Raw genomic sequence first — 17,392 nt, forward strand, 5'->3', positions numbered from 1 at the left:
GAGTGTGCTCTTGAAAGTAGTTATTGCTGTCCATTAGAGCGGGATTAAAAGCGACTTTTCGTGCTGAAATAAGAAGGAGATGTTAAATATGTTAGATAGAGAGGCTTTGGTAGAATCATACCGCGGACAGTTACAAGTCGTTTTAGAAAGTAAAGTAGAAGAGTTCCAAATGTTCGGCTACGACCGAGTAACAGATGATGACATTTGGAAGTTTCTTAAAGTGAAAAAGTGGAAGAAGATAGACAGCGACGTTAGATTGTATGAATTAGTTAATGACGTATTAACAGTAAGTGCTAATGAATATATGACTTATTTAACTGTTGAAGCATATCAAGCGCCGCTTTGGTCATTTGATGAATATGAAAATAAATAACCGACTGCAATTGGTTTGTTCTTCCTTTTGCAGTATAATGATAGGTATTGATAATGAGGAAATAATTATGTCTAAGATTATATATAAAGGGGGTAGTGAAGAGAGAAAATAAATAATGAAAGTGTAGGTAATGTGAAAAACTTATCGACACAGCTGGTGATGAACTAGCAAAATTATAGAAAGGAAGTCTACTAACTAGGCGTATGCACACGTGTAAAAGTGAATCGTAAAAGATTTATTTGAAGTGTTAGTAGCGGAAAGAGGGTACATATGGCAAAGCGTGGTACGAGAATTGCCGCCTTTTTCCTCATCGTTTTATTAATCGGTGGAGTAATTGGTGCGGCAGGAAAAGACATAGCAAAAGGAATTAGTCTAGGACTAGACCTTCGCGGTGGTTTTGAAATTCTGTATGAAGTAAAACCAGCCAAAAAAGGTGATAAAATCGATCGAGACGTACTTGTAAGTACAGTAGGTGCTCTTGAAAATCGTGTCAATGTTCTCGGTGTAAGTGAGCCGAACATTCAAATCGAAGGACAAGATCGAATTCGTGTACAGCTTGCTGGTGTACAAGATCAGCAAAAAGCTCGTGAAATGTTGTCAACACAAGCGAAATTAACATTCCGTGATGTAGATGATAATCTTCTTATGGATGGAACGGATTTAAAAGGTGGCGGAGCGAAGCAAACGTTTGATGAGCAAGGCCGTGCGAGTGTAGGTCTTACACTAAAAAGCGCTGAAAAATTCCGTGAAGTAACTGAAAAAATTTCAAAAATGCCACCACCAACAAATTTAATGGTAATTTGGCTTGATTTTGAAGAAGGAAAAGATTCGTATAAAGCAGAATCTGCAAAACCGAATCCGAAATTCTTATCAGCAGCAACAGTAAACCAAGTGTTTAACCAAGCTGAAGTATCTATCGTAGGTGGAAACTTCACAGTTGAAAGCGCGAAACAACTTTCATCTTTATTAAATGCAGGTGCACTTCCGGTTGATTTAAAAGAAATGTATTCAACATCAGTTGGAGCGAAGTTTGGTCAACAAGCGTTAGAGCAAACAATTTTCGCTAGTGCGATTGGTATCGCTCTTATTTTTGTATTTATGCTTGTATTCTACCGTTTACCAGGAATTGTAGCGGTTATTATGTTAGGTTTATACATTTTCGTTACATTACTTGTCTTTAACTGGATGCATGCAGTTCTTACGCTACCAGGTATTGCGGCGTTAGTGCTCGGGGTAGGTATCGCAGTTGATGCGAATATTATTACGTACGAGAGACTAAAAGAAGAGCTGAAAATTGGTAAGTCAATGATGTCAGCATTCCGTGCTGGTAACCATCGTTCATTAGCAACAATTTTAGATGCGAACATTACAACACTTGCAGCAGCTGGTGTATTATTCGTTTACGGTAATAGCTCTGTAAAAGGATTCGCAACAAGTTTAATCGTAAGTATTTTAGTTGGTTTTATTACGAACGTATTCGGTACACGTTTCTTACTAAGTTTACTTGTAAAGAGCCGTTACTTCGATAAAAAACCAGGATATTTTGGTGTGAAACAAAAGGATATTATTCCGTTAACAAAAGGTGTAGTACATCCACCAACGAAATTTGATCGTATTAACTTTGTAAATGTCGGTCATAAATTCCTTATCTTCTCGATTGTAGTTGTAATTGCAGGTGCAATTATTTTACCAATTTTCAAAATGAATCTTGGTATTGACTTTGCGAGTGGTACACGTATCGACTTGCAATCAAAACAATCAGTTACTGTGTCTGACGTTCATAAAGATTTTAAAGAATTGAACATTGATGTGAAAGAAGAAAATATTGTACCGACTGGAGATGACAATAAAGGATTCGCAGTTCGTACATTAGGTGTTCTATCAAAAGATGAAATTGCAAAAACAAAAACATTCTTCCACGATAAATATGGTACAGATCCAAACGTAAGTACAGTTTCACCGACAATCGGTAAAGAAATTGCACGAAATGCATTTATCGCAGTATTAATTGCTTCTGCAGTTATCATTTTATACGTAAGTATTCGATTCCGATTTACGTACGCATTATCTGCAGTACTTGCATTACTACATGATGCATTCGTTATGATTGTTATATTTAGTATTTTACAATTAGAGGTAGACTTAACGTTTATCGCTGCGGTATTAACAATCATCGGTTATTCTATTAATGACTCGATTGTTACGTTTGATAGAAACCGTGAATTATACAAACAGAAAAAACGAGTTCGTGATATAAAAGACTTAGAGGAAATCGTAAATGCAAGTATTCGCCAAACGCTTGGTCGTTCGATTAACACCGTATTAACAGTGTTATTCCCAGTAATTGCGTTACTTATCTTCGGTAGTGAGTCACTACGTAACTTCTCGTTTGCGTTACTAGTTGGATTAATTGTAGGTACGTATTCTTCTGTTTTCGTTGCCTCTCAAATTTGGTTAATGCTTGAAAACCGTCGTTTGAAAAAGGGTAAAAACAAGAAGAAGGTTGAGAAAGTAGAATCTGAACCGCAAGTATAAAAAAGATGATGTCTCTTTAGGAGGCATCTCTTTTTTCGTTTGTGGATACAATAAGATAGCAACTTTGAAATGATAAAATGGAAGAAAGTGGTGATTTTATCGCTGTTTTTGTTACAATAAAAAGATAGGTTAAGAAAAGAAGGGATTTTAATTATGGAAAAAGATGAACGTTTTAAACAGGCCGAGTTTGGTGCTATTGTCGGGATCGTTGGTAATATTATATTAGCGATTATAAAGGCGGTAATTGGTTATATTGGGAACAGTAAAGCGCTATTAGCGGATGCCGTGCATTCTGCATCGGATGTAATTGGTTCGCTAGCTGTACTGTTTGGATTGCGAGCGGCGAAGCAACCGCCCGATGAAGATCATCCGTATGGTCATGGTAAAGCGGAATCGATTTCAGCGATTATTGTTGCAGTATTATTATTTATTGTGGGAATTGAGATAGCGATTTCGTCTATAAAAGCTTTTTCGCAAGAACTAGAACCACCGAAAGGGATTACGATTTTTGCTGTCGTTCTTTCGATTGTTGTAAAAGAAGGGATGTTTCAATATAAATTCCGATTAGGGAAAAGGGTAAATAGTGATGCAATTATTGCAAATGCATATGAGCACCGTTCAGATGTATTTTCTTCAATTGCAGCCTTAATCGGTATTTGTGCAGCGATTATCGGTGGAAAGTTCGGGTTAGATTGGCTTGTATATGCCGATCCAATTGCGGGATTATTTGTTTCACTTCTTGTTGCAAAAATGGCATGGAGTATTGGGGCAGAAGCGATTCATGCAACGCTTGATCATGTTCTTCATGAGGAAGATGTTATTCCGCTTAGAGAAGCGGTACTTCAAATAGATGGTGTGAAAAAAATCGGTTCGTTATACGCAAGGGAACATGGTCATTACGTTATTGTTGATATTAAAGTTTCTGTAGATCCATATATTACTGTAGAAGAAGGACATCGCATTGGAAAGCATGTGAAAGAAACGCTTATGAAACAAGATAACGTACAAAATGTGTTTGTACATATAAATCCGTATTCTCCAAATTAAACATTATTAACATTTTGGTATATAGATATTACATCGTAGTTTGCATGATATTGTCACCCCTTAATCTGTCTTGTATAATGAACAGGTTAAGGGGTGATTTCGTGTTACAACCGAAGACGCGTTGGAAAGAAAAAGAATATAATGGCGAGCGAGTGAGTGAATTAGCAAGCAAATTACAATTATCACCGCTTGTCGTTTCGTTATTCCTCGGTAGAGGACTAGATACAGAAGATAAGATTTTAGATTTTTTAAATACAGAAAATCAAGAATTTCATGATCCATTTTTATTAGAAGGAATGGATAGAACGGTAGAACGTGTAAATAAGGCGATTCAAAATGGAGAGCAAATATTAATATTTGGTGACTACGATGCGGACGGAGTAAGTAGTACGACTGTATTATATCTTGCCCTACAAGAATTAGGTGCAGACGTAGAATTTTATATCCCAAACCGTTTTACAGAAGGTTATGGACCAAACGAAGAAGCATTCCGTTGGGCGCATAGCGCGGGATTCTCACTCATTATTACTGTTGATACTGGTATCGCAGCTGTACATGAAGCGAAAGTAGCGAAGGAACTTGGGATAGATCTTATTATTACGGATCACCATGAGCCGCCACCAGAATTGCCAGAAGCACTTGCGATTATTCATCCGAAATTAGATGGCGGTGTGTATCCGTTTCACTATTTAGCGGGCGTTGGTGTTGCGTTTAAAGTTGCGCATGCACTACTGGGCCGTGTACCAGAACATTTATTAGAAATTGCAGTAATTGGTACAGTAGCCGATTTAGTATCACTTCACGGTGAAAATAGATTGCTAGTGAAGCGCGGTTTAAAATATATGCGCATGACGAAAAATATTGGACTAAAGGCGCTATTTAAAGTAGCTAACGTTTCGCAAAGTGAAATTACAGAAGAGAGTATTGGCTTCTCAATCGCACCTCGTATTAATGCAGTTGGACGTTTAGAAGATGCTACGCCGGCTGTACATCTTTTATTATCAGAGGATCCGGAAGAAGCGAAAGAGCTAGCTGAAGAAATTGATGAGTTGAACAAACTGCGAAAAGATATTGTAAAGCAAATTACAGAAGAAGCTATCGCTGAAGTGGAAACGAATTTCCCGCCTGAAGACAATAAAGTATTAGTGCTTGCAAAAGAAGGATGGAATCCAGGTGTAATTGGAATTGTTGCTTCTAAATTAGTTGAACGTTTTTATCGTCCAACGATTGTATTATGCATTGATCCTGTAAAAGAAACTGCAAAAGGTTCAGCGCGTAGTATTGCAGGATTCGATTTGTTTGCAAACTTGTCAGATTGTAGAGAGTTATTGCCACACTTCGGGGGACATCCGATGGCAGCGGGAATGACGCTACATATGAATGATGTAGATGAATTACGCCGCCGTTTAAATGAGCAAGCGGAGGTAATTTTAACGGAAGAAGATTTTATCCCAATTACAACTGTCGATGCTTTTTGTAAAGTGGAGGACGTAACACTTGCAGCAATCGAGGATATGCAAAAGTTGGCACCATTTGGTGTTGGAAATCCAAAGCCACGTATTGCGGTGAAGGATGCAGAGTTAGAAAGTATTCGTGCAATCGGATCAGACGGTTCTCATTTAAAAATGGCTCTTCGTGATGGACAGGCAACACTTGATACAATCGGGTTTGGATTTGGAGCGTACGCGAAAGAAATTTCTCCAGTTGCGAAAGTATCTGTAATCGGGGAAGCGTCTATCAATGAATGGAATAATTTTAAGAAGCCGCAATTAATGGTGCAAGATATTGCTGTAGAGGCATGGCAATTATTTGATTGGCGTAGTATGCGTAACGTAGAAGCAAATGTAGCAGAACTTCCGAAAGAAAAAATAACGATGGTGTATTTTTCTAAAGAGGTATTGCATAAATTTTCTTTAGAAGACTATAAAGAGCATATGATGCATGCATCAGAAGTAACCGAGTTAGATGAGCAATACATCGTGTTACTTGATTTACCAAAAGGAACAGATGAATTACGAGATCTATTTAAAGTTGGGTTCCCGTCGCGAATTTATACGCTATTTTATCAAGAGAATAATCATTTATTTAGTACTGTTCCAACGAGGGATCACTTTAAATGGTACTATTCATTCTTGAGCCAAAAATCACCATTTTCTTTAAGACAATATGGAGAACAACTATGTCAACATAAAGGTTGGTCAAAAGATACAGTAAATTTCATGACACAGGTGTTTTTTGAGTTAGAATTTGTTACAATAAAAGATGGCGTCATTTTTATGGCAGACAAAAAACAAAAGCGTGATTTAATTGAATCGAACACATATCGTGAGAAAATGAACCACTTACAATTAGAAAAAGAGTTGGTTTATAGCACATATCAGCAACTATATACATGGTTTGAAACGATTCGTAATCATAAAGAAGTAGAACAGCTAGGGTAAAGGATTTGTATTTACAAACCTTTTAGATCTGAGGAGGATTCAGAAATATGGATTTCAAGCAACATATCGCAATTGTACCGGACTATCCAAAAGAAGGTATTGTGTTTAAAGACATTACACCGTTAATGAACGACGGTAAAGCATACAAAGCAGCAACAGATGCAATCGTTGAGTATGCAAAAGAGAGAGACATCGACCTTGTAGTAGGACCAGAAGCACGTGGCTTTATTATCGGTTGCCCAGTTTCTTATGCATTAGAAGTAGGATTTGCACCAGTTCGTAAATTAGGAAAATTACCACGTGAAGTAATTACAGTTGACTACGGTAAAGAATATGGTAAAGATGTTTTAACAATCCATAAAGATGCAATTAAACCAGGCCAACGCGTATTAATTACAGATGATCTATTAGCTACAGGTGGAACAATCGAAGCAACAATTAAGCTAGTTGAAGAGTTAGGCGGAGTTGTAGCAGGAATTGCATTCTTAGTAGAACTTACTTACTTAGATGGTCGTAAAATGTTAGATGGTTACGATGTATTAGTATTAGAAAAATACTAATCGCTATATAGGTAAAACTACGGTGATAAGAAGTACCCGTGAATCTCTTGGAGAGGAGCGGGTACTTTTGTATAATTGAACAAAAAAATATGGTGAAATGTCAGTAAAATCTTTTCCTTTTCACAATTCACAATCATTGGGTTATAATGATAGAATATAATTTATTCTATTTAATAAAGATAAAGTCAATTTTCAATAAAAGGTGATTCGATGGCAAATGAGCAGGTACTAACAGCTGAACAGGTACTCGAGAAAGCAAGTCAATATTTAGTGGATGAAGATATTGAGCTAGTAGCACGTGCCTATGAATATGCACGCGATGCACATAGCGAACAATACAGAAAATCGGGTGAACCGTACATTATTCATCCAATTCAAGTTGCAGGTATTTTAGTTGATTTACACATGGATCCAGCTACAGTATCAGCAGGTTTCTTACATGATGTAGTAGAAGATACAGAGATTACATTAGAAGATATTGAACGGGAATTTAATAAAGAAATTGCTATGCTTGTCGATGGTGTAACAAAGCTTGGAAAGATTAAATATAAATCTCATGAGCAACAACAAGCAGAAAACCATCGCAAAATGTTTATTGCGATGGCTCAAGATATTCGAGTTATTTTAATTAAACTAGCTGATCGTCTTCATAACATGCGTACATTGAAACATTTGCCTCAAGAGAAGCAGCGTCGCATTGCGAATGAAACGTTAGAAATCTTTGCACCTTTAGCACATAGACTCGGAATTAGTACTATTAAATGGGAGCTAGAGGATACGTCACTTCGCTATTTAAATCCACAGCAATATTATCGTATTGTAAATTTAATGAAGCGTAAACGTGCAGAACGTGAAGAGTATTTAGACGAAGTAATGACTGGTATTCGTGAGAAATTAGACGAAGTTGCAATTCAACCAGAGATTTCTGGAAGACCAAAACATATTTACAGTATTTATCGTAAAATGGCACTGCAAAATAAACAGTTCAATGAAATTTACGATTTATTAGCTGTACGTGTCGTTGTAAATAGTATTAAAGATTGTTATGCAGTACTTGGAATTATTCATACGTGCTGGAAGCCGATGCCAGGTCGTTTTAAAGACTATATTGCAATGCCGAAAGCAAATCTATATCAATCTCTTCATACGACTGTAATTGGACCGAAAGGTGATCCGCTTGAAGTGCAAATTCGTACGAAAGAAATGCATGAGATTGCAGAATTCGGGATCGCGGCACACTGGGCGTATAAAGAAGGAAAAACAGCAGAAACAACAGGCACATTAGAGAAGAAACTTACATGGTTCCGTCAAATATTAGAATGGCAAAATGAAGCTTCTAATGCAGAAGAGTTTATGGAGTCGTTAAAAATTGATTTATTCTCTGACATGGTATTCGTCTTTACACCGAAAGGCGATGTAATGGAATTGCCACTTGGATCTGTTCCAATTGACTTTGCATATCGTGTGCATTCAGAGATTGGGAATAAAACAATTGGTGCAAAAGTAAACGGGAAAATGGTGACACTTGACTATAAATTAAAAACAGGTGACATCATTGAAATTTTAACATCGAAACATTCGTATGGACCAAGTCAAGATTGGGTGAAACTAGCTCAAACATCTCATGCAAAAAACAAAATACGTCAATTCTTTAAGAAGCAACGTAGAGATGAAAATATTGAAAAAGGCCGTGAACTTGTTGAGAAAGAAGTGCGGAGCCTAGAGTATGAGATGAAAGAAGTGTTAGCTCCTGACAATTTAAAACGTGTTGCTGAAAAATTCAACTTTGCAAATGAAGAAGATATGTTTGCAGCAGTTGGATATAATGGCATCACTGCATCACAAATTGTTACGCGACTAACGGACAAGTTCCGTAAACAACGTGAAGAAGAAGAGATTGTTGAAGTTAAAGAAGTTCGTAAACCGATGAAAATTCGAAAATGGGATTCTGGCGTTAAAGTGAGCGGTGCGGATAATTTATTAATTCGTTTATCAAAATGCTGTAACCCAGTACCTGGTGATGATATCGTTGGATATATTACGAAAGGCCGAGGCGTATCAATTCACCGCCGTGATTGTGTAAATGTTCATACAGAAGAAGCGATAGAACGTTTATTAGAAGTAGAGTGGGAAGGTAGTCCTGAAAAAGAAATTGAGTATAACGTTGATATTGAAATTTCAGGTTACGATCGCCGTGGTTTATTAAACGAAGTATTACAAGCTGTTACAGAGACGAAAACGTACATTTCAGCAGTTTCTGGTAGAAGTGACCGTAATAAGATGGCGACAATTAATATGTCAATCTCTATTCGTAACTTACAGCACTTGAAAAAAGTAGTAGAACGCATTAAACGTGTTCCAGAAATTTATGCAGTACGACGCATGATGCATTAATAGGGAGTGTAGAAAAGATGAGAGTTGTTTTACAACGATCAAAAGAAGCGTCTGTCACAGTAGACGGTGAGATCGTAGGACAAATTCCGTTCGGTTTAACATTACTAGTTGGCATTACGCATGAAGATACAGAAAAAGATGCAACTTACATTGCAGAAAAAATTGCGAACTTACGTATTTTTGAAGATGAGAGCGGAAAGATGAACCATTCTGTACTCGATGTAGAAGGACAAGTTCTATCCATTTCGCAATTCACATTATACGGAGATTGCCGCAAGGGAAGACGTCCAAACTTTATGGATGCTGCCAAACCTGACTATGCAGAGCATTTATATGATTTCTTTAATGAAGAAGTTCGTAAGCAAGGATTGCATGTAGAAACAGGGGAGTTCGGAGCAATGATGGATGTTTCTTTAATCAATGATGGTCCGGTTACCTTAATTGTGGAAAGTAAATAATGTTGCAAGAAGAGAGGATGATATCATCCTCTCTTTTTTATACATTGTTGTATGTTTTGTTCATTTAATATAGGATGAATTTGGAAGGGAATAAAAGGAAAAGAAGGTGTAACATCCTATTTTGGCGAATGGACTTGCGATTATTATTGTTGTGAATCGATTGGTAATGTTTATTTGGAATCAATAGATTAGGTCATTACTTATATAGTATAATGTAAAAAATGGTAAAAATATTCGAGCGTATGTGTGATAAGGGGAGAGAGTATATGAATTGGTCAGTCTTTAAAGATTTTAAATTTTTATTGCGATTTAGCTTAGCTATTCTTTTCAATGCATTAGGAATTATTTTCGCAGTGTTAAGTTACGGTACTTGGGTAATATTTGTAATGGCAGCGATGGTTGCAACATTCTTTATGATTCAAAGAGGTAATTATTTATATAAGAGCGTTATAGAATAGTGTTATTCGTTTGTATGTATAACCCTTTCATCAATATGGAACAATAAAAAGTAAAACATCCATATTGAATGTGAGGGATATACGTATGCGTATGAATGAAAAAGGGCATTCTGTTACAAATGGTGCAAATCAACTGTTTAACGTAAATTTTCATGATTTTATTTCAAAAGAGCAAAACAATACTTCAATGGAGCTTGCTTCTGAGTTTGGCATTTCTCTTCAAGATGTAAAGCGTCTAAAGAAGCAGATTGAACGCTCTTAGAGCACTTGACAATCCTACTGAACAAACGTATAGTAATTTTATATTTACATATGAATATAACCGTTGATAGAGAAGAGTAAATGAGACACACATGGAAAGAGAAGAAATGTCTTAGGCTGAAAACATTTCTACATGATGACTGATTGAATGACACTCTAGAGGTTTCAACTTGAACGGCATATACGCTTAGTAGGGATGAACGCACATTTAAGCGTTATTAAAAAAGTGGAAGCATACGTGCTTCAATTAGGGTGGCACCACGGGTATAATACTCTCGTCCCTACTGTTCAAACAGTAGAGGCGGGAGTTTTTTTATTTTTATTAAGATTAAAACAATTTGAGGAGGAACTGAATATGTCTATTCAAATCCCACGCGGAACGCAAGATATTCTTCCAGGCACTGTTGAGTTATGGCAGTATATCGAAGGGCAAGCACGCGAAATTTGCCGTCGTTACAATTATAAAGAAATTCGTACACCGATCTTTGAACACACTGAGTTATTTTTACGTGGTGTTGGTGATACGACAGATATCGTGCAAAAAGAAATGTACTCATTCCAAGATCGTGGAGAGCGTAGTTTAACATTACGTCCAGAAGGCACTGCACCTGTTGTACGTTCTTACGTTGAAAACAAAATGTTCGGTGACGCAACACAACCAACGAAATTATATTATATCGGTCAAATGTTCCGTTACGAAAGACCACAAGCAGGTCGCTATCGTCAATTCGTACAATTCGGTATTGAAGCAATCGGTAGTAACGATCCTGCAATTGATGCGGAAGTAATTGCACTTGCTGTAGAGTTTTACCGCGGCATGGGCTTAAAAAATATTAAAGTTGTATTAAACAGCTTAGGTGATGCGGCGAGCCGTCAAGCGCACCGTGATGCGTTAATTGCACACTTTGAGCCACGTATCGGTGAGTTCTGTTCTGACTGTCAATCTCGTTTAGAAAAGAACCCTCTTCGTATTTTAGATTGTAAGAAGGACCGTAACCATGAATTAATGGGAACAGCACCATCTATTACAGAATACTTAAACGAAGATTCAGCAGTATACTACGACAAAGTTCAAGAACTATTAACGATGATGGATGTTCCATTTGAAAAAGATCCGAACTTAGTACGTGGTTTAGACTACTACCAGCACACGGTTTTTGAAATTATGAGTGAAGCAGAAGGTTTCGGTGCGATCACTACACTAAGCGGTGGTGGCCGTTATAACGGACTTGTACAAGAAATCGGTGGACCAGAAATGCCAGGTATCGGTTTTGCGATGAGTATTGAACGTTTAATTATGGCGCTAAAAGCTGAAAACATCGAATTACCAATTGAACATAGTATCGATTGTTACGTTGTAGCGCTTGGTGAAAAAGCGAAAGACCATGCTGCAAAAGTTGCGTTTGATCTTCGTAAAGCTGGATTAGCAGTTGAAAAAGATTATTTAGATCGCAAAATGAAAGCACAATTTAAATCAGCAGATCGTCTAAAAGCGAAATTCGTAGCTGTACTAGGGGAAGATGAGTTAGATAAAGGCATCATTAACTTAAAAGATATGGCAACAGGCGAACAAGAAGAAGTAGCATTAGATGTGTTTGCTTCATACGTAGCAGAGAAATTAATATAGGGGGAACTTACAGTGGCTGAAAGAACACATGCATGTGGAAAAGTAACAGTAGAAGCAGTTGGACAAACAGTTCAATTAAAAGGTTGGGTACAAAAACGCCGTGATTTAGGTGGATTAATCTTTATCGACTTACGTGATCGTACAGGTATCGTACAAGTTGTATTTAACCCAGAAACATCAAAAGAAGCGCTAGAGGTAGCAGAAACAATTCGTAGCGAATACGTATTACACGTAGAAGGTACAGTTGTTGAGCGTGGTGAAGGCGCAATTAATGACAATATGGCAACAGGTCGTATTGAAGTACAAGCAACGAAAGTAAACGTATTAAATGCAGCGAAAACAACGCCAATCATTATTGCTGATGATACAGATGCATCAGAAGATGTACGTTTGAAATATCGTTATTTAGACTTACGTCGTCCAGTAATGTTTAACACATTCAAAATGCGTCACGACGTAACGAAAACAATTCGTAACTTCTTAGATACAGAAGAGTTCTTAGAAGTGGAAACACCAATTTTAACGAAGAGCACACCAGAAGGCGCTCGTGACTATTTAGTACCAAGTCGTGTACATGACGGTGAATTCTATGCATTACCACAGTCTCCACAGCTATTTAAACAGCTTCTTATGGTCGGTGGATTTGAGCGTTACTATCAAGTAGCACGTTGTTTCCGTGACGAAGATTTACGTGCGGATCGTCAACCAGAATTCACGCAAATCGATATCGAGGCTTCATTCTTAACACAAGATGAAATTTTAGATATGATGGAGCGCATGATGACGAAAGTTATGAAGGATGCAAAAGGTGTAGAAGTTAGCGCACCATTCCCTCGTATGAAATATGCTGATGCAATGGCTCGCTATGGTTCTGATAAGCCAGATACACGCTTTGAAATGGAACTAACAGACTTATCTGAGTTTGCAGCAGGTTGTGGCTTTAAAGTATTTACAAGTGCTGTAGAAAGCGGCGGACAAGTAAAAGCAATTAATGCAAAAGGTGCTGCGAGCAAATACTCTCGTAAAGATATCGATGCATTAACTGAATTCGTAAAAGTATACGGTGCAAAAGGTTTAGCTTGGCTTAAAGTGGAAGAAGACGGCTTAAAAGGACCAATCGCGAAATTCTTCGGTGAAGAAGATGCGAGCGTGTTAATGAATACATTAGAAGCTACTGCTGGTGACTTATTACTATTCGTAGCAGATAAGAAGAGCGTTGTTGCAGATAGCTTAGGCGCACTTCGTTTGCGTCTAGGTAAAGAGCTTGAGTTAATTGACGAAAGTAAATTTAACTTCCTATGGGTAACGGATTGGCCACTTCTTGAGTACGACGAAGATGCAGATCGTTACTTCGCAGCTCACCACCCATTCACAATGCCTTTCCGTGAAGATGTTGAGTTATTAGAAACAGCACCAGAAAAAGCACGTGCACAAGCATATGACCTTGTATTAAACGGTTATGAGCTTGGCGGTGGATCACTTCGTATTTACGAGCGTGACGTACAAGAAAAAATGTTCAAAGCACTTGGATTCTCACAAGAAGAAGCACAAGAGCAATTCGGATTCTTATTAGAAGCATTCGAATACGGTACGCCACCACACGGTGGTATCGCATTAGGGTTAGACCGTCTTGTTATGTTACTTGCAGGCCGTACGAACCTTCGTGATACAATTGCATTCCCGAAAACAGCAAGCGCAAGCTGCTTATTAACAGAAGCTCCAAGCCCAGTTGCAGAAGCACAGCTTGAAGAGCTGAACTTGAAGTTGAACGTGAAAGAAGAGAAGTAAGAAAAAAGTCTAGATGGTTATACTATAGCCGTCTAGACTTTTTTTGAGAGGTTGTTTAAAAAGTCCGGTTCAGATGGCTGTCGCATCTCGTCGTTACGTATGCTAGTCCGGTGCTCGAGTAGTAACGCTACACTGCGCTCCTCCTAGCATACGTGCCTCGATCTGCTCGGTCCTCTGAATCCTCCTTTTTAAACGTGTATTGGAAGGAAGTTTAAAAAGTCCGGTTTACACTATGTTTTCATTTTCGAAATATGTATTTTTAGGAATTCTATAACTTTTTCTATACAAATAGTCGGAAAAACGCTAGAATACATGGTAGACCATTTTTGTAATAGGAGTGTAGAGCTGAATGTTACATCAATTTTCACGTAATGAATTAGCCTTCGGTAAAGAAGGACTTGAAATATTAAAAAATAGTACAGTTGGTATTTTAGGAATTGGCGGCGTAGGTTCTTTTGCAGCTGAAGCGTTAGCGCGTTCTGGCGTAGGGCGTCTCGTATTAGTTGACAAAGACGTTGTAGATATTACAAACGTGAACCGTCAAATTCATGCTTTAGTATCTACTGTAGGGCGTTCAAAAGTAGAATTAATGAAAGAGCGTATCGCAGACATTAACCCAGAGTGTGAAGTAATTGGACTAGAAATGTTTTATACAGATGAAACATATGAAGAGTTCTTTAAGCATGGTTTAGACTTCGTAGTGGATGCATCTGATACGATTACGTTCAAAATTCATTTAATTAAACAATGTTTACGTCGTAAAATTAAAATTATCTCAAGTATGGGTGCAGCAAATAAAATGGATCCAACTCGTTTTCGTATTGCGGACATCTCTAAAACACATACAGATCCAATTGCGAAAGTAATCCGTACGAAGCTTCGTAAAGAGGGCATTAAAAAAGGTGTGAAGGTTGTTTTCTCTGACGAAAATCCAATCGTAATTCGTGAAGAAGTACGTAAAGAAATTGTACCAGACGAAAATGCAAAAATTCGTAAAGCGAAATTACCGCCTTCATCAAATGCATTCGTACCATCTGTGGCAGGCTTAATTATGGCAAGTCACGTTGTACGTGAACGCATTAAAAACGTAGAAGTGAAACGTGTAGGGCAAGAATAAAAAGAAAGCATATATCCGTCTAGGGTATATGCTTTTTCTATTATATTTTAAAGAACTGCTGATATTTGCAATGCTAATACTTCTTTATATAGCAGGTTTACTTATTTTGTAAATATTTATCAGTAAATCGATATTCCTTGTCGAATCGTCGATATAATTAAAAAATCGTTGATATATTGTAAGTTACGATAGATATATTTGAAAAATCGTTGATATAATTTCATTTACCAATACATTATTCACAGAAAAAAAAACAGGGGTGTCACTTAATCAAAAAAGTGGCACCCCTGTTTTTAATTCTCTGCAGAATATATAATATCTAAATTTCCATTTTGATCTGTTTTGAAAATCGGAGCAATTTGCTCTTCTTGTTCTTCGACTGAAACAAGTTTTCGAGCACGGTCCATAATTCTAACAAGCATTGCGTAATCTTCTTCGATTGCTTGTTGTTTTTTTGTGAGTACGGCTAATTTAGTTTCAAGCTCATCATTCGTTTTTTGCAAGGAAGTGAGCTGAGCTTGTAGTACATCATTTTCAGTTTGTAACTTTGCGAGCGAAGGGTTGGTATGCTCTAAGTTTTGCAAAAACGAGATGACATTTTGCATTGTAAGTTCTTGTTTACTTGGTGCAATATCTTCAGAAAACTCAGCATCGATTACGAGTTGTTTCGTTTTCGTGAAATGCTCTTTTTCTATTTTAGCTTCAGAGCGCTTTAATTCTTTCCGTTGTTTTTTTGCAAGTTGCACCGCATCTTCGTAGTTCGGTCTCACTTCAGCATTCCATCTAAATCCGCAAGCTGCGGAAGTCCGGTTTAAAGCATCGCCGACTTCATCGAATGCTTTTATTTGTGTACTGCCGCTGCGAATATGCCGTAAAACAGTTTCGGCTAAAAGGAGATCGTCTTCTTTTGTCCATGCATCTTGACGTGTTTTCATAAGCGAAGCCTCCATAATGGTGACGTTTTCGCTTATGTTACCCTTTATTTTTTGTTTTATTCGAACTTTGTAATCTTTCATATACAGTAGAAAGTGCTTGCTCAAATTTTCCTGTCGTTTTTGGTTTATAATATTGTTTGTTTTTTATTTTATCAGGTAAGTATTGTTGTTGTACCCAGCCATTTGGTTGGTCGTGTGGGTATAAGTATCCAATGCCTCTTCCAAGTGCCTCTGCGCCTTTATAATGACTATCTTTTAAATGACTTGGGATATCGCCTGTTTGACCGTTACGTAAATCGTGTAATGCAGCATCAAGTGCTTTATAAGCTGAGTTCGATTTAGGTGATAAGCAAAGCTCGATAACAGCATTTGCAAGTGGTATGCGTGCTTCTGGGAATCCAACTCGTTCCGCTGATTCTATAGCTGCTAGTGTACGCGGTCCAGCTTGCGGGCTAGCAAGTCCAATATCTTCATATGCCATAATAAGAAGACGTCTACCGATGCTTTGTAAATCACCAGCTTCAATAAGACGTGCTAAATAATGAAGTGCTGCATTTACATCGCTTCCGCGCACCGATTTTTGAAATGCCGATAATACGTCATAATGAGCATCTCCACCTTTATCATGAACGAAGCTCTTTTTTTGTAAGCATTCTTCTGCGATTTCTAGCGTGATTTCCGCAGCTTTGTCATCAGTTGTAAAGCTAGATAAAACAGCTAGTTCAAGTGCATTATAAGCGGAACGCATATCTCCGCCTGATGCATTTGCAAAGTGATGTAATGCTTCAGGCGTAACAGTTACATCATATTCTCCAAGACCTTTTTCTTTATCTTCAAGTGCTCGTTTTAATCCAATTAAAAGATCATCTTCTGTTAATGCGTGTAATTCGAAGATTTGACAACGACTTCGAATAGCAGAATTAATAGCATGGAACGGATTACTCGTCGTTGCACCAATTAAAGTAAGGAGTCCACTCTCTAAATGGGGTAATAAAAAATCCTGTTTTGCTTTATCTAGACGGTGTACTTCATCTAAAATTAAAACGAGGTGTCGATGCATCTTTGCCTCTTGTACGACAACTTCCATATCTTTTTTATTATGAGTAACAGCGTTTAATAGGCGAAAAGGGGTTCCGGTACTTCCGGCAATTGCGCTCGCGATAGATGTTTTTCCAGTGCCTGGAGGGCCATATAAAATCATAGATTGAAAATGATTCGCTTGGACCATTCGCCATAAAATTTTTCCTTCGCCAACTAAATGTTGTTGTCCGATAATTTCTTGAATATTTGTAGGGCGCATTCGATGTGCGAGTGGTTGTTTCATTTTTACCGTCTCCCTTAATGTATAATCTCTTTCTATCGTATCATTTTTTTTAGTGGAATTTGAAATAGGATGCT

General features: G+C 37.6%; 14 protein-coding genes and 1 other annotated feature. Of the genes, 12 read left to right on the forward strand and 2 right to left on the reverse strand.

Going from position 1 to position 17,392, the window contains the following annotated elements; all coding sequences use genetic code 11:
• Nucleotides 1–88 precede the first annotated feature (88 nt).
• The 12 genes from AC0L0O_RS02520 (at nt 89) to AC0L0O_RS02575 (ending at nt 15,059) form a co-directional block, all read left to right on the forward strand.
• Nucleotides 89–373, forward strand: a complete 285-nt coding sequence (locus AC0L0O_RS02520; RefSeq protein WP_000886978.1) for a post-transcriptional regulator — start codon at nt 89–91, stop codon at nt 371–373.
• 270 nt (nt 374–643) lie between these two features.
• A complete protein-coding gene (gene secDF, locus AC0L0O_RS02525; protein ID WP_001119075.1) occupies nt 644–2,908 on the forward strand; it encodes a protein translocase subunit SecDF in 2,265 nt (754 codons plus the stop codon).
• A gap of 153 nt (nt 2,909–3,061) precedes the next feature.
• Nucleotides 3,062–3,955: a cation diffusion facilitator family transporter gene (locus AC0L0O_RS02530; protein WP_000409725.1), complete on the forward strand. Its 894-nt coding sequence runs from the start codon at nt 3,062–3,064 to the stop codon at nt 3,953–3,955.
• Nucleotides 3,956–4,056: 101 nt separating this feature from the next.
• Nucleotides 4,057–6,396 carry a single-stranded-DNA-specific exonuclease RecJ gene (gene recJ, locus AC0L0O_RS02535; protein ID WP_473785641.1) on the forward strand — a complete coding sequence of 780 codons (2,340 nt, stop codon included), beginning with the start codon at nt 4,057–4,059 and terminating at the stop codon, nt 6,394–6,396.
• Nucleotides 6,397–6,443: 47 nt separating this feature from the next.
• On the forward strand, nt 6,444–6,956 hold the full coding sequence (locus AC0L0O_RS02540) for an adenine phosphoribosyltransferase (protein ID WP_000346214.1): 513 nt from the start codon (nt 6,444–6,446) through the stop codon (nt 6,954–6,956).
• A gap of 210 nt (nt 6,957–7,166) precedes the next feature.
• Entirely contained in the window at nt 7,167–9,350 is a 2,184-nt protein-coding gene (gene relA / locus AC0L0O_RS02545; protein WP_001262809.1) for a GTP diphosphokinase, read from the forward strand.
• Between the two features lie 17 nt (nt 9,351–9,367).
• Nucleotides 9,368–9,808: a D-tyrosyl-tRNA(Tyr) deacylase gene (locus tag AC0L0O_RS02550; RefSeq protein ID WP_001266953.1), complete on the forward strand. Its 441-nt coding sequence runs from the start codon at nt 9,368–9,370 to the stop codon at nt 9,806–9,808.
• Between the two features lie 266 nt (nt 9,809–10,074).
• The gene (locus AC0L0O_RS02555; protein WP_001104596.1) at nt 10,075–10,266 is read left to right on the forward strand and encodes a hypothetical protein; all 192 of its coding nucleotides are present in this window, start codon (nt 10,075–10,077) and stop codon (nt 10,264–10,266) included.
• Between the two features lie 85 nt (nt 10,267–10,351).
• Nucleotides 10,352–10,528 carry a hypothetical protein gene (locus AC0L0O_RS02560; protein ID WP_001242605.1) on the forward strand — a complete coding sequence of 59 codons (177 nt, stop codon included), beginning with the start codon at nt 10,352–10,354 and terminating at the stop codon, nt 10,526–10,528.
• 54 nt (nt 10,529–10,582) lie between these two features.
• Nucleotides 10,583–10,813, forward strand: a binding site (T-box leader).
• 69 nt (nt 10,814–10,882) lie between these two features.
• Nucleotides 10,883–12,154 (forward strand): histidine--tRNA ligase, encoded by a 1,272-nt coding sequence (hisS, locus tag AC0L0O_RS02565; RefSeq protein WP_003161280.1) that lies wholly within the window; start codon nt 10,883–10,885, stop codon nt 12,152–12,154.
• 12 nt (nt 12,155–12,166) lie between these two features.
• Nucleotides 12,167–13,942, forward strand: coding sequence for an aspartate--tRNA ligase (gene aspS, locus AC0L0O_RS02570; protein WP_000840904.1), 1,776 nt, complete (start codon nt 12,167–12,169; stop codon nt 13,940–13,942).
• 349 nt (nt 13,943–14,291) lie between these two features.
• On the forward strand, nt 14,292–15,059 hold the full coding sequence (locus AC0L0O_RS02575; RefSeq protein ID WP_000903177.1) for a tRNA threonylcarbamoyladenosine dehydratase: 768 nt from the start codon (nt 14,292–14,294) through the stop codon (nt 15,057–15,059).
• Nucleotides 15,060–15,352: 293 nt separating this feature from the next.
• Here the strand turns inward: AC0L0O_RS02575 and AC0L0O_RS02580 are convergent, their stop codons facing one another.
• Together AC0L0O_RS02580 and AC0L0O_RS02585 are read right to left on the reverse strand one after the other, a co-directional pair.
• Nucleotides 15,353–15,994, reverse strand: coding sequence for an RsfA family transcriptional regulator (locus AC0L0O_RS02580; RefSeq protein WP_000857702.1), 642 nt, complete (start codon nt 15,992–15,994; stop codon nt 15,353–15,355).
• A gap of 37 nt (nt 15,995–16,031) precedes the next feature.
• Nucleotides 16,032–17,318 (reverse strand): replication-associated recombination protein A, encoded by a 1,287-nt coding sequence (locus AC0L0O_RS02585; RefSeq protein ID WP_000812935.1) that lies wholly within the window; start codon nt 17,316–17,318, stop codon nt 16,032–16,034.
• Nucleotides 17,319–17,392 lie beyond the last annotated feature (74 nt).

The organism is Bacillus sp. GS3m_15504 (assembly GCF_055825275.1).

Coding starts and splice junctions, on each gene's coding strand:
- AC0L0O_RS02520 (WP_000886978.1), top strand. CDS start 89: ATGTTAGATAGAGAGGCTTTGGTAGAATCATACCGCGGACAGTTACAA.
- secDF (WP_001119075.1), top strand. CDS start 644: ATGGCAAAGCGTGGTACGAGAATTGCCGCCTTTTTCCTCATCGTTTTA.
- AC0L0O_RS02530 (WP_000409725.1), top strand. CDS start 3,062: ATGGAAAAAGATGAACGTTTTAAACAGGCCGAGTTTGGTGCTATTGTC.
- AC0L0O_RS02540 (WP_000346214.1), top strand. CDS start 6,444: ATGGATTTCAAGCAACATATCGCAATTGTACCGGACTATCCAAAAGAA.
- relA (WP_001262809.1), top strand. CDS start 7,167: ATGGCAAATGAGCAGGTACTAACAGCTGAACAGGTACTCGAGAAAGCA.
- AC0L0O_RS02550 (WP_001266953.1), top strand. CDS start 9,368: ATGAGAGTTGTTTTACAACGATCAAAAGAAGCGTCTGTCACAGTAGAC.
- AC0L0O_RS02555 (WP_001104596.1), top strand. CDS start 10,075: ATGAATTGGTCAGTCTTTAAAGATTTTAAATTTTTATTGCGATTTAGC.
- AC0L0O_RS02560 (WP_001242605.1), top strand. CDS start 10,352: ATGCGTATGAATGAAAAAGGGCATTCTGTTACAAATGGTGCAAATCAA.
- hisS (WP_003161280.1), top strand. CDS start 10,883: ATGTCTATTCAAATCCCACGCGGAACGCAAGATATTCTTCCAGGCACT.
- AC0L0O_RS02575 (WP_000903177.1), top strand. CDS start 14,292: ATGTTACATCAATTTTCACGTAATGAATTAGCCTTCGGTAAAGAAGGA.
- AC0L0O_RS02580 (WP_000857702.1), bottom strand. CDS start 15,994: ATGAAAACACGTCAAGATGCATGGACAAAAGAAGACGATCTCCTTTTA.
- AC0L0O_RS02585 (WP_000812935.1), bottom strand. CDS start 17,318: ATGAAACAACCACTCGCACATCGAATGCGCCCTACAAATATTCAAGAA.